Source organism: Brevibacterium sp. JSBI002 (genome assembly GCF_026013965.1).
Taxonomy (GTDB): domain Bacteria; phylum Actinomycetota; class Actinomycetes; order Actinomycetales; family Brevibacteriaceae; genus Brevibacterium.
Genome location: NZ_CP110341.1, coordinates 1224766 through 1236966, shown reverse-complemented (window position 1 = coordinate 1236966; position 12201 = coordinate 1224766). Strand labels below are relative to the sequence as shown.

The 12201-nt window shown below is 65.7% G+C and carries 13 protein-coding genes and 1 pseudogene; 8 read left to right on the top strand and 6 right to left on the bottom strand.

The features are described 5' to 3' along the window. Positions 1–12: 12 nt before the first annotated feature. The 5 genes from LJ362_RS05565 to LJ362_RS05545 form a co-directional block, all read right to left on the bottom strand. Entirely contained in the window at positions 13–351 is a 339-nt protein-coding gene (locus LJ362_RS05565; RefSeq protein ID WP_264801132.1) for an ATP-binding protein, read from the bottom strand. Continuing rightward, a complete protein-coding gene (locus tag LJ362_RS05560; RefSeq protein ID WP_264801131.1) occupies positions 348–1466 on the bottom strand; it encodes a hypothetical protein in 1119 nt (372 codons plus the stop codon). Before LJ362_RS05560 ends, LJ362_RS05565 begins: the two co-directional genes overlap by 4 nt. Further along, positions 1463–2266, bottom strand: a complete 804-nt coding sequence (locus LJ362_RS05555; RefSeq protein WP_264801130.1) for a hypothetical protein — start codon at positions 2264–2266, stop codon at positions 1463–1465. The genes LJ362_RS05560 and LJ362_RS05555 overlap by 4 nt, the downstream gene beginning before the upstream one ends. 119 nt (positions 2267–2385) lie before the next feature. Beyond that, positions 2386–2613: an ATP-binding protein gene (locus LJ362_RS05550; RefSeq protein WP_264801129.1), complete on the bottom strand. Its 228-nt coding sequence runs from the start codon at positions 2611–2613 to the stop codon at positions 2386–2388. Continuing rightward, on the bottom strand, positions 2610–3743 hold the full coding sequence (locus tag LJ362_RS05545) for a metallophosphoesterase family protein (protein WP_264801128.1): 1134 nt from the start codon (positions 3741–3743) through the stop codon (positions 2610–2612). Before LJ362_RS05545 ends, LJ362_RS05550 begins: the two co-directional genes overlap by 4 nt. Before the next feature lie 122 nt (positions 3744–3865). Between LJ362_RS05545 and LJ362_RS05540 the strand changes: the two genes are divergently transcribed. From LJ362_RS05540 to LJ362_RS05515, 6 genes and pseudogenes are all read left to right on the top strand, one after another. Beyond that, entirely contained in the window at positions 3866–4690 is an 825-nt protein-coding gene (locus LJ362_RS05540; RefSeq protein WP_181270325.1) for an ABC transporter ATP-binding protein, read from the top strand. Positions 4691–4775: 85 nt separating this feature from the next. Further along, on the top strand, positions 4776–5261 hold the full coding sequence (locus LJ362_RS05535; protein WP_264801889.1) for a hypothetical protein: 486 nt from the start codon (positions 4776–4778) through the stop codon (positions 5259–5261). Beyond that, a complete protein-coding gene (locus LJ362_RS05530) occupies positions 5168–5818 on the top strand; it encodes an ABC transporter substrate-binding protein (protein ID WP_264801780.1) in 651 nt (216 codons plus the stop codon). The genes LJ362_RS05535 and LJ362_RS05530 overlap by 94 nt, the downstream gene beginning before the upstream one ends. Positions 5819–5884: 66 nt before the next feature. After that, a pseudogene (locus tag LJ362_RS05525) lies at positions 5885–6859 on the top strand (iron chelate uptake ABC transporter family permease subunit); the annotation flags it as partial. Positions 6860–7089: 230 nt separating this feature from the next. Then, positions 7090–7392 carry an iron chelate uptake ABC transporter family permease subunit gene (locus LJ362_RS05520; protein ID WP_264801779.1) on the top strand — a complete coding sequence of 101 codons (303 nt, stop codon included), beginning with the start codon at positions 7090–7092 and terminating at the stop codon, positions 7390–7392. Further along, positions 7278–7955, top strand: coding sequence for an iron chelate uptake ABC transporter family permease subunit (locus LJ362_RS05515; RefSeq protein WP_264801778.1), 678 nt, complete (start codon positions 7278–7280; stop codon positions 7953–7955). Before LJ362_RS05520 ends, LJ362_RS05515 begins: the two co-directional genes overlap by 115 nt. A gap of 3 nt (positions 7956–7958) precedes the next feature. Here the strand turns inward: LJ362_RS05515 and LJ362_RS05510 are convergent, their stop codons facing one another. Continuing rightward, complete coding sequence (locus tag LJ362_RS05510) at positions 7959–8870, bottom strand: LysR family transcriptional regulator (protein WP_264801127.1); 912 nt, start codon at positions 8868–8870, stop codon at positions 7959–7961. A gap of 64 nt (positions 8871–8934) precedes the next feature. Between LJ362_RS05510 and LJ362_RS05505 the strand changes: the two genes are divergently transcribed. Both LJ362_RS05505 and LJ362_RS05500 read left to right on the top strand, forming a co-directional pair. Next, positions 8935–10416: a malate:quinone oxidoreductase gene (locus tag LJ362_RS05505; protein WP_264801126.1), complete on the top strand. Its 1482-nt coding sequence runs from the start codon at positions 8935–8937 to the stop codon at positions 10414–10416. 212 nt (positions 10417–10628) lie between these two features. Beyond that, complete coding sequence (locus LJ362_RS05500) at positions 10629–12200, top strand: ABC transporter substrate-binding protein (RefSeq protein WP_264801125.1); 1572 nt, start codon at positions 10629–10631, stop codon at positions 12198–12200. Position 12201 lies beyond the last annotated feature (1 nt).

Sequence of the window (12201 nt, the reverse complement as noted above, 5' to 3'; positions counted from 1 at the left end):
GTCAGAGGCGGTTCAGCCCAGGCTGACGGTTTCGGCGCCGCCGATGGAGGCGAACCGGTCGGGCTGACAGGTGAGCAGGATGACCTGAGACGTGCGACCGACGTTGCCGAGGATGACGTTGAGCGCAGCCAGGCGCTGCTCATCGGAGAAGCCGAACGCATCATCGAGGATGACCGGTGCGCCGGCATCCGCATCGACGAGGGTGGCGACGGCGAGTCGGCCGATGAGCGCCAGCTGTTCCTTCGTCCCACCCGAGAGTGCGTCGAAGGCGACGGTGCGTCCGTCGAGCGTGCGAGAGACGATTTCGAGATTCTCGGAGATCTCCACCGACAGCCCCTGGCCGAAGATCACTCGCCCCAGCTTCTCGATCGCTCCTTGAACGGAGCGACGTACCTCCGCTGAGCCTCTTCTTTGTGTGCGAGCACAGTGTCGCGCAGCAGCCGGATCGCATCCGCCTGCCGCTGCATCCGAGCCAGCTTCGACCGAATGGACTCCACGTTCTGCTCTGCGGCTTTGAGCTTGTCGTAGATGCCTTCGGCCGCACGATCGTCGATGAGAGCCGAGAGCTGATCGACCTCCTGCCGGTCCTTCTCCTGCTGCTTCTGCTTGCTGTCGACGAGCTGGAGAGCGTTCTGCAGTCGCATCTCGAGAGTCTCCGGATCGGCGGCCTCGTATTCGGAGCGTGCGGCAGCGGCCTCGTCCTCCAGCTGTGTCAGTGTCGCCCTGGCAGTGGTCAGTGCTTCGTCGAGGGACTCATCGGAGTTCGCTTCCCTGTCCGCGCTCAGGCGGGTGCGGAGGTTCTGCAGAGTCGTCGCGGCCTGTTCGCGCGTCGACTGTGCACGCACGGCTGCCACACGTGCGTCATCCCGGTCGGTGCGAATGCGTTCGAGCGCGGTCCTGGCCGTCTCGACCTGTGCAGTCGCGTCGTCGACCGCTGCTGACGTCGATTCGACTCGTGCTTCGAGGTCGTCGATCGATGCGGCGGTTCCGCTGGTATCAGGAGTGTCCCCCGCCAGGTGTTCGGCTCGCGTGAGTGCGGAATCGAGTCCGTCACGGTCGTCGTCGCCGATGAGCACCCGCAGAGTCGATGAGGCTTCGGCCAGCACGGCCTCGGCGTCTGTGCGCACCTCGCTGCGTTCGCGTGCCTGTTCTAGGGAGGTCACGCCGAGCCGGTCGAGTTCCGCGTCGAGAAAGGTCTGCGCGGAGTCGAGGGCCCGGTCGAGTTCGGCTGGTGACTGTCCCGGTCGCACAGTGATGTCGACGACGGAGTCGACGAGGATCTGCAGGTCCGAGGTGACGGCGAATTCCTCGGCGGACCCCTTGGGCACATCGGTTCCGTCGATGCTCACGGCGGTATCGCCGAGGCGGCGGGCGACGATCTGTGCGGCGGCCGCGGTCTTCGCGTTCTGCGCAATGCGCAGCTCGGTGAACAGTCCTCCGAGTTTCTCCACGTCTTTCGCGGTCACGGTGATCGACCCGATCGTCGCTTTCGCCTCGGCTGCTCTGCGTTCCTGGTCGCGGATGTCGGCCAGCCTCTTCCGCAGAGTGTCGACCTCTCTGCGTGCGCGGGCCCGAGCGAGATCGGCGGCTGCGGTCTTCGCTTCATCCTGAGCGGTGAGGAGTGCGGCCTGTTTGGCCTCGAGGCCTTCTGCGCCTCGGCGAGAGACGAGTCCTCTTCCTGCTGTGCGGTCGTGACCGTCTTGAGTGCATCGTCGGCAGTCTTCACCGACTCTTCGGCCGTGGTGACCTCGGTGATGAGTGCCTGACGTCGGTCTCGCGCTTCCTCGGCACGCTGACGTTCTCTCTGTGCGACGCCCGCGCGTTCGAGAGCTCGATCGAGTTCGGTCTTGAGCCCGGACACGGACTGCACAGCCTGTTCAGCCTCTTCGCGTTCGGTCACGGCCGATGCCAGCTGAGTGCGCCCATTCGTCAGCCGCTCGGCTGCTCGAGCATGCCGGTCGACGAGCCCGTCCATATCGGCGCTGCGAGCCTTCAGTTCACGATGCCGCTCTTCGGCGCCGGGGAGTTCTTCGGTGAGCCTTCGCAGCTCACCCGTCTCCTTGCCCTTTGCCGTGAAGAACCTCAGGTATTCGGTTTCGACTCTGTCGAGGAAGGCATCGTGGTCAGCCGGTTCCTCCCCGGCCTCGCCCAGAGCACCGTGCAGTGCCTTGATCTCGGCCAGGGAAGCCTGGTCGAGGCTCCGGCCCTGAGCGACGTCGAGAGCGTCGAGCAGGTCGACATCGACGGTTTCGTCGAGGATCGCCAAGAACCGCTCATGTGCTTCGCTCCCGCTGAGCTGTTGGGGGACGGGCTTGAGAATGCTCAGCTCGGTGAAGGGCTGTCTGATCCAGCGTTTGCTGTATCGGAGTTCGTAGTCCCCGGTGCTCAGGTGCAGTTCGACCTGCGGACGACGTCGGAACCGACCGGTTGGGTGTCTTTGACGCTGGCCTTGCGGGAGCTGTCCTTGTCCTCGCGCAGCTGCGTGATGGCCTGATGGATCGAGGACTTCCCGACCTCGTTCGGGCCTTCGACGATCGTCACCCCGGAGCTGAAGTCGACGGTGGCGTCGCTGATGGCGCGGTAGTCGATGAGGCGGATGGAATGGAGTCTCATGAGCCGCTCCTGGCGAATCGATAGAGCAGACCGAGTGCGTCTTGGGCCGTGACTGCTGAGTCGTCGTCTGCGGTGGCACGTGCGGAGAGTTCGTCAAGAGTCTCCTGCAGGTATCCGCTCAGTCCGAGATCGGCGAAGTCGTCGTCCGCAGCGACGACGGCCAGGTCCATGTGACGCTCCCAGAGTGAGACGAGCGCGAACAGGTCGGAGAAGTGGTCGAGCTGTTCGTCGAGTCGGGCCTTCGCCGCCGTCGGCAGAGTGCCGCGCAGGATCAGCCACACCGCCGTGCGGTCCTTGTCGGGAACGGCATTCATCCGCTCTTCGAAATCGGCGACATCCTCGGCGGAGTTGAGGTCGGCTTCGATGACGGTGAATGCCCATGTGCCGACGTGGACCTTCTCGACCTCGGCCCGGTGGGTGTCGGCATCGATGTCGACGAGGAGCACGTTGCCCGGATCGGTCTCCCGCCGAGAGGTCACTTCCGGTGCTCCCGGATACCAGATGCGGTCGGCGACCTCGAAGGTCGCGTGCCGGTCGCCGAGCGCGACGAACTGGGCACAGTCGTCGCGCAGCAGTGCCTGCAGATGGTCGGTGTCGATGGTGGCCAGCGATTCCCGATCCGGGTCGAGGACGCTCACGGCTCCGTGGCCGGCGATGATCCGGATATCACCGGCAGCCACCTCGGCGAGGTCTTTCGTCGCTGCGGCGACGAGATCCTCTTGAGGATGTTTGGAAGACCAGGGGGCGCCGATGATCTCGACCCCGGGAACGACAGTGAAGGAGTCGCTGCCGCGCAGGACATGCACATGCGAGGGCACCCGTGAGGAGAAGGCCGGGGAGTCATAGATCGATGCGGCGTCCAAGGGGTCATGGTTGCCGGGAAGCAGCACGACCGGCACGGTGAAAGCGTTGAGGACTTCGAAAGTCCGGGCGATGATCGCGCGGTCGAGCTGGTTGGTTTCGAACACGTCTCCGCAGACGAGGACGAACTCCGCGCCCGTCTCGGCGGCGAGCGCTCCGATGCGGGCAACGGCGTCGAGGCGGGCGCGATGGTACCTGGGCCGGGCCTCGTCGCTGAGGTAGTGCGCGGTCATGCCGAGCTGCCAGTCCCCCGTGGCGATGAATCTCATCTGCTCCTCCTCAATCGGTCCCATCCTACGGTCGCAGGCCCACACTATCGGCAGGCACTGACGCGAGTGATCTGCACCACACCGATACCCTCAAGCGCCGACTTAGGTTAGGCTAATCATTTGTGAACGCGATTGCACTGACTGCCACCGGCCTCAATCTGGGCTACGACCGCGCCGAGGTCGTCCATGACGTGAGCCTGACGATCGTCCCCGGACGGGTCACCGCCCTGCTCGGACCCAATGGGTCGGGCAAGTCCACCGTCCTGCGCTCATTGGCCCGGCTGCATCCGATCACCTCGGGCGATGTCGTCATCACCGAGGCTGACGCAGACACTCCATCAAGCACTCTGACGGCCAGAGAGTTCGCCCGGTTCGTCACCCTGCTGTCCCAGTCGCGCCCGCACCCGTCGGGCCTCAGCGTCCGTGAGATCGTCACCTTCGGCCGCCACCCGCACCGTAAGCGCTTCGCCGGGCTCACCGACGTCGATCGTGCTGCCGTCGATCGCGCACTCTCCCTCACCGGCACCATGGTGATGGCCGACCGTCCGGTCGACCAGCTCTCCGGCGGCGAACTCCAACGCGTCTGGTTGGCGACCTGTCTGGCCCAGGACACCGGAGTCCTCCTGCTCGACGAACCGACGAACCATCTCGACCTGCGCTACCAGGCGGAGATCCTCGACCTCATGCGTGAACTCGCCGACGACCACTCCATCGCCGTCGGCGTCGTCCTCCATGACCTCGAACATGCCGCCACCGTCGCCGATCACGTGGTCCTGCTCGAACAGGGGCGCATCCGCTCGGTCGGCACCTGCGAAGACGTCTTCACCGCCGAGACGCTGAGCGAGGTCTACGGGCTGCCCATCTCGACCCGGATCGATGCCGACACCGGCCTGGTCCGGGTCGAAGCCCTCCACCGACGGACTCGTCGCCCGGCCGCAGCCCTCTGAGCGCACCACCGCACCTTCTGACAGTCACACCCAGAAATCGCACCACCTCATCTCCGATCGCCGATCGGTTCACAGAAAGAACACCATGACCAGAACACCTCTGTCGCGCACCTCGTTCGCCGCCTTCGCATCGGCAACGGCGGTCTGCGCACTGGCCCTGACCGGGTGCGGCACCACCGATACCGACGCCCCTGCTGATGCGAAGGGACAGACCTCCGCATCGTGCGCGGACGACTCGAGCACCACCTCGGCGGATCCGGTCACCGTCACCGACGACACCGGCCACGAGATCGAACTGGACAAGCCGGCGGCGAAGGTCGTCTCCCTCGAATGGCAGTACACCGAGGATCTTCTCTCCCTCTGCGTCGATCCCGCCGCCGTCGCCGATGCGAAGGGCTTCACCACCTGGGACACGGCAGAGAAGCTGCCCGACTCCACCACCGACGTCGCACTCGCCAGGAACCCAACGTCGAATCGATCCTGTCGGCCGATCCGGATCTCGTCATCATCGAAACGACGAATCGCAAGGACAAGATCGTCAGTCAGCTCGAGAAGCAGGGAATCCCCGTGATGGCGATGGCCGGCGCCGACGGCAAGGACCCCGTCAAGTACATGAAGGACACGTTCACCACCGTCGCCGAGGCGACCGGTCGCACCGAGCGCGCCGAAACCGTCCTCGGCGATTTCGATGCGAAGCTCGAAGAATCGAAGAAGGCCATCGCCGAGGCGGACCCGGCCACCACCGAATTCGTCTACTTCGACGGCTGGGTCAACGGTTCGAACGTGGCGCTGCGTCCCTTCGGCCAGGGTTCGCTCATCGGCGAACTCGGCGAGGAGCTGGGCCTGAAGAACGCGTGGACCGGTGAGGTCGACCCCGCGTACGGCCTCGGACAGACCGATATCGAAGGCATCTCGAAGGTCGGTGACGCGAACTTCTTCTACACCGGGACCGAGGACCCTGAGTCCGAGGACTATGTGGAGCTGCTGAAGAAGAACGACATCTGGGCGAACATCCCCGCGGTGAAGGACGACCGCACCACGGCCTTCCCGGCAGGCATCTGGACCTTCGGCGGACCCAAGTCGTCCGAGCAGGCTCTCGACGCCTACGTCGACGCACTGACCAAGTAGACCGTGGCCTCTCCCCTGACCCGCCCGAGCACCTCCCAGCAGACGGCTGCGGCACCGGAACTGACCATGGTTCCGATCCGCGGCCGCGGAGTCGTCGGTGCCCTGTCGACCGCCGCCGCTCTGCTCGGCCTCGTTGCCATCCTCATCATCGCCTCCGCCTGGCATATCACGCAGGGAACCTCGGGCATCGGCATCAGGGAACTGTTCACAGCCGTGACCGGCACGCTCTCCCCCGCCGAGGATGGCCCCAGTGCCCGCGACATCCTCCTGGGATCCCGGCTGCCGCGCGTGGGGGCGGGCATCCTCGTCGGCCTCGCCTTGGGTGTGGCCGGCGCCCTGTTCCAATCGCTGGCGCGCAATCCCTTGGCATCGCCGGACACATTGGCGGTCACCGGCGGCGCGTACTTCGCCGTCACCGTGGTCACTGCCTTCGGCATTGCGATTCCGATCTGGGCCTCGGGAGGGGTCGCCTTCCTCGGCGGCCTGCTTGCAGCAGCCCTGGTCCTCGGCCTGGCCGGAGGCGCAGGAGCCTCGACGACTCGTCTCGTGCTGGCGGGCACGGCCACGGCGATGGCGCTGCAGGCGGCGACATCGACCCTGCTCATCCTCTTCGCCGAAGAGACGACAAGCCTCTTCTCCTGGGGTTCCGGCACTCTCAATCAGCTCGACGGCACCGCGGCCCTGCGCAGCATTCCCGTCATCGCCGTCATCGCCGGCGGTGCGATCCTGCTGTCGAGGCGTCTGGACCTGCTCGGTCTCGGCGACGACGCCGCCTCGGTGCTCGGGGTTCCGGTCAGGTCGACGCGGGCCATCGGGATCCTGCTGGCCGTCATGCTCACCGCCACTGCGGTGACCCTGGCCGGTCCGATCGGCTTCGTCGGCCTCTGCGCCCCGGTCATCGCCCGACTCCTCGCCCGCGTCGTACCGAGCCTCGGCCGCCATGCCGTGCTCTTTCCGACCGCCGGCCTCATCGGTGCGATCATCGTCATCGTCGCCGATGCCCTGCTGCGCGCGATCGTCGGCGCCACCGAGGCGATCACCCTGCCGTCGGGAGTGACGACAACCGTGCTCGGGGCGATCGTGCTCGTTCTTCTGGCGCGGTCGATGCGCACGGCATCACCGGCCGCGGCCACCTCGGCGGCGAATTCGACAGTCGTCGGTCCGCGACGAGCAGCCCTCGTCATCGGCATCGGCGTCGTGGTCCTCATCCTCGTCGCCGTGACCGGCCTGCTCACCGGGGAACGGTTCTACCTCCTCGGCGATGTGCTGCTGTGGTTCCAGGACCGGGCGGCACCCGTCATCGACTTCGCCTTCGATTCTCGGGCGCCCGCGTCGCCGCTGCCCTCGCCGCCGGTGCCGCGCTGGGACTCTCCGGCACTCTCGTCCAGGCCAGTGCGCGCAACCCTCTGGCCGAACCCGGCCTGCTCGCATCACCGGTGGAGCCGGGCTGGGTGCCGTCATCGTCGTCACCCTCATCCCCGGCGCCGGGGTCGGACTCGTCTCTGCGGTCGGCATCGTGGGCGCCCTGGTCGCCTTCGCCATCGTCTATGGGCTCTCATGGCGGGGCGGAATGAATACCGATCGTCTCGTCCTCATCGGCATCGGGCTGTGGTTCGGGTTCACCGCGCTGACCACACTGTTCCTCGTCCGCGCGAACCCTTGGGACACGCCTGCTCTCTTCACGTGGCTGTCCGGATCGACGTACGGAAGGGCGTGGGCAGATATCGCACCGGTCGCCCTCGCCCTGCTCGTCGCCGTACCGCTGGCGTTCGTGTGGACGCGCGAGCTCGACCTGCTCGCCCTTGATGATGACACCCCACGGCTGGTCGGGGTTCCGCGTGAACCGGTGCGCCTGGCGGTGCTCATCACCGCGGCCGTGCTCGCGGCAGTGAGCGTATCGGCAGTCGGCGTCGTCGGATTCATCGGCCTCGTCGCCCCGCACGCTGCGCGTGCCCTGGTCGGCGCCCGTCACATCCGGGTCGTGCCCACGGCGATGCTGCTCGGAGCCGTGGGACTCGTCGTCGCCGACGCCGTGGGGCGCACGGTCATCGCTCCGGGGCAGATACCGGCCGGGCTCATCGTCGCCCTAATCGGCGCCCCGTACTTCGTCTACCTGCTGGCACGCACCCGCACCTGAGCATCAGCCCTCGATTGCCCACACGGCCGCGTGCTCGCGGATGAAATCGCGCAGGCGCTCGACGACGCGGCCGGGCCGACGCACAGCCGAACACAGCGCGATCTCACGCACGTATTCGGCCCCGTCCAGAGCCACCTCGGTGATTCCGTCGACCGGACGCACCGCGGGCGGGATCAATGCCACGCCCATTCCACGACCGACGAATTCGCGGATCGTCGAGAACTCTGTGACCTCGATCTTCACCTCCGGATCGAATCCGCTGGTCTGACACCAGCGGTCGGTCAGCACCCGGAGGTTGTAACTCGCAGGGGTGGCGATGAATTCCTCGTTCTCCAGCCGATCCAGGGTGATGCTGCGGACACCTGCCAGCGGGTGCACCTCGGGCAGCGCCGCGATGATCGTCTGCCTCGCGAGTACCTCGTGGCGGACCTCGAGCGGCGGCGGAATGATGATCGCCAGATCGAGAGTGCCCCGCTGCAGATCAGCGACGAGCTCGGCACCGTGGGCCTGTTTGAGATCGAGGCGGATGCCGGGATGAGCCCGGTTGAAAGCCGCGAGCAGGTCGGGCACCTCACCGGCGCCCATCGTCAGCGGAAATCCGAACCGAATCGTGCCGTGCTCGGGATCGGCCGCCTCGGCGAGATCGGCCAGCGCCGCGTCGATCTCCGTCAGCGGGGCACGCACCGCAGCCACGAGGTCCAGTGCTGCCGTCGTCAGACCGATGGCGCGTCCGCGCGGAACGGTCAACGGCACCCCGAGGTGGCTTTCGAGGGCGCGGATACGTCGGCTCATTGTGGATTGGGGTATTCCGAGGGCGGCGGCGGCCTCGGTCAGATGCCCGTCCTGATCGGCAAGCTCGACGAGTTCCCACAGCGCCGTCAGCGGCGCCGCGCGGGACTCGGATGATCGTTCCATATTCGGATCATACAGTTCCGATCACTCATTGGACGGATGATTCGTGGGGGCGCATGGTGAGAATATGACTGCGAACCCCAAGCACACCGACCAGTTGCCCGACGCCGATGTCGTCCTCATCGGCGCGGGCATCATGTCCGCGACTCTCGGTTCGATGCTGACTCTGCTCGATCCCGATCTGCGGATCCTCGTTCTGGAGAAGGCCGAGGACATCGCCGGAGAGAGCAGCGACCCGTGGAACAATGCCGGCACCGGCCATTCGGGGTACTGCGAGCTCAACTACATGCCTGACCCCGCCGATGGCGCGAAACCGGCAGAGATCGCCGGACAGTTCCACCTCACCCGCCAATGGTGGGCCCATCTCGTCCGACTCGGGCTCCTGGACCCAGCGGAATTCATCCACTCGGCCCCACACATGAACCTCGTCTTCGGGGACACGGACGTCAGCTACCTGCGCCGACGCGTCGACACCCTGAAAGCCGACCCGCTGTTCTCCGCGATGGAGTACACAGAGGGTCCGGACACCATCGCCCGGTGGGCTCCCCTGACAATGGAGGGACGGGCCGACAGCGGAGAGCCTATGGCGGCGGCCCGCCACCCACACGGCACCGATGTCGACTTCGGCGCTCTGACGTCGGCGCTGCTGAGCATCGGGTCCATCGAGGTGCGCACGGGGCACACAGTGACCGGGCTCGATTCGCGCACATCGGGCTGGACGGTCAGCGGTTCGACGCCGGCGGGACCGTTCGCCGTGCACGCGAAAACCGTGTTCGTCGGTGCCGGCGGCTTCGCGCTGCGACTCCTGCAGAAAGCCAGGATCCCCGAAGTCCGCGGCTACGCGGTTCTGCCGGTCGGGGCCGCTTTCTACCGGTGTTCGACTCCGTCGGTCGTCTCCCGCCATGATGCGAAGGTCTATGGCCAGGCCGATGTGGGCGCCCCGCCGATGTCGGTGCCGCATCTGGACCGCAGAGTCGTCGATGGCAAGGAGCATCTGCTGTTCGGCCCCTACGCGACCTTCAGCACGAAGCTGCTCAAGCACGGCCGACTCTCCGACTTCTTCACGACGGTGCGGCCCGACAACCTGCATGTCATCGCTGCCGCCGGTCTGCAGAACCTCAGTCTCGTGTCGTTCCTCGTCAAGGAGCTCGCCGCCAGCCCGTCCCGGAAGTTCGCGCAGCTGCGACGCTATCTGCCCCTGGCCCGACGCAATGAGTGGACCCTGTTGCCGGCCGGGCAGAGGGCCCAGCTGGTCAAACCGGATCGGCAGAAGATCGGAGTCCTGCAGCAGGGCACCGAACTCGTCGTCTCCTCCGACGGCTCGATCGCGGGCCTGCTCGGAGTCTCCCCCGGAGCATCGACGGCGGTGCCGATCATGGTCGATCTGCTCAAGCAGGCCTTCCCCGCCCAATGGCACGACAGCTGGGGGTCCCAGATCGCCGAGGCGGTCCCCGACCTCGATCGCACCGACTGGACCGCCGAGGCGGTCGCTCGTTCCCACGCCACGACCGATGAAGCGCTCGGCCTGTCCCCGGTCAGCCTCGCGTGACCCGCGCGGACTTCCGCTGCGCGTACTCGGCCAGCGGACGGCGAGGCAATCGCCTGTCGACATAAGCCGCAGATCAGAGACCTCATTCCACTGCTTGTGCCGTTGGCGGAAGCGCACAGTGGAAATCCTCCAGCTTTGTGGCAGGTTGAATTGCATGGGAGGCCTTTCGACTCTAATGTGATTCACAACACTTACTGTTAGGGAGATCACACATGAGGCGTCTGACCCGCAATTTCGTCGCAATCTGCTCCACCCTCGCACTGACCGCCGGACTCGCCGCCTGCGGCAGCGGCTCCGACGAAGCCGGCGGCGCCGGCGGCGCCGGCGACACGATCGTGGCCGAGACCGCCTTCAACCTCAAGACGATCGACCCGCATCGACAATTCGAGTTCACCGGTTCGACGATCGACAGCGCCATCTACCAGACAGCGCTCGAATTCGAGGACGGTGACCTCACCAAGCCGACCGATGGCCTCTGCTCATTCGAAATGTCCGAGGACAGCAAGGAGATGACGCTGACCCTCAAAGACGAGGATGCGAAATTCTCCAACGGCGATCCCGTTACCGCCGACGACATCGTCTTCTCCTTCGAACGGCTGCAGGGAATCAAGGGCAATCCCTCGTTCTTCCTCGACGGGGTCAAGGTGAAGAAGGTTGACGATAAGACGGTCACGCTCACCAGCGCCGAACCCAACCCTGCGCTGCCTTACATCCTCCCCAACTCCTCGATCGGCATCGTCAATTCGAAGGTGGTCAAGGAGAACGAGGGAACCACAGATGAGAAGGACGGAGCCGAACAGTTCCTCAATGAGAACTCACAGGGCTCGGGACCGTACAAGGTGGAGAAGTACGATGCCGACAGCCAGGTCGTGCTGACCGCGAACGAGCATTACAACGGTCCGGAACCGAAGTACAAGCGAGTGGTCCTGCGCAATGTCTCCGCAGAGACTCAACTGACCGACATCCAATCGGGTCAGGCGCAGGTCGCCTACGACCTCAACTCCGATCAGGCGAAGCAGATCGATGAGTCGATGGGCAAGATCTCCAGCCTGCCCTCGACTCGCAGCCTCTACATCTTCAACAATGCCGATGAGAAGATCGGCGGCCCTGCAGCGGACCCGAACTTCCGCAAGGCCGTCATGGCGGCGATCGACTACGACAAACTCATCGACCTCGCCGGGAAGGGATCCCAGCGCATGGCCAGTCTCGTGCCGAACGAGTTCGTCGGCGCCGTCCCGAAGGACGAGGCTCCTGAACGCGACCTCGAGAAAGCGAGGAAGCTGCTGAAGGAGGCCGGCTACGACGGAGAGAAGGTCCCCTTCCACTACTCGAGCGATCAGGCCGTCAATGGCGTCGACCTCGCACAGCTCGCCGAAACCCTGCAGGCGCAGCTGAAGGAGGCCGGCATCAACCTCGACCTCAAACCTGCCCCGAGCTCGACCCAGCTCGACGGCTTCCGCTCGGCGAAACAGCCGATGGGCATCGGAACCTGGGGTGCGGACTTCCCTGATCCGACGAACTACAACGTCTTCATTCCCGGAGGCGACGTTGCCGATCGCGTGAACTGGAGCGACGACCCGAAGCTGAAGAAGCTTGCAGACGAAGCGGCCAAGGCGAAGGGGGATGCACGCGATGCGGCCTACGCGAAGCTATTCAAGGCGACCACCGACACCGCGGTGTGGATCCCGCTCGTCCAACCGGTCAGCACCGTCGCCGTCGGATCGAGCATTGAGAAGTTCGTCTCCAACGCCGACATCTCGTTCGACTTCGCAAAGGCGGAGTGAG

Bases quoted from the DNA above. Each gene is read 5' to 3' on its own strand.
- LJ362_RS05550 (WP_264801129.1), bottom strand. From the start codon at position 2,613: ATGAGACTCCATTCCATCCGCCTCATCGACTACCGCGCCATCAGCGAC.
- LJ362_RS05545 (WP_264801128.1), bottom strand. From the start codon at position 3,743: ATGAGATTCATCGCCACGGGGGACTGGCAGCTCGGCATGACCGCGCAC.
- LJ362_RS05535 (WP_264801889.1), top strand. From the start codon at position 4,776: ATGACCAGAACACCTCTGTCGCGCACCTCGTTCGCCGCCTTCGCATCG.
- LJ362_RS05510 (WP_264801127.1), bottom strand. From the start codon at position 8,870: ATGGAACGATCATCCGAGTCCCGCGCGGCGCCGCTGACGGCGCTGTGG.
- LJ362_RS05505 (WP_264801126.1), top strand. From the start codon at position 8,935: ATGACTGCGAACCCCAAGCACACCGACCAGTTGCCCGACGCCGATGTC.
- LJ362_RS05500 (WP_264801125.1), top strand. From the start codon at position 10,629: ATGAGGCGTCTGACCCGCAATTTCGTCGCAATCTGCTCCACCCTCGCA.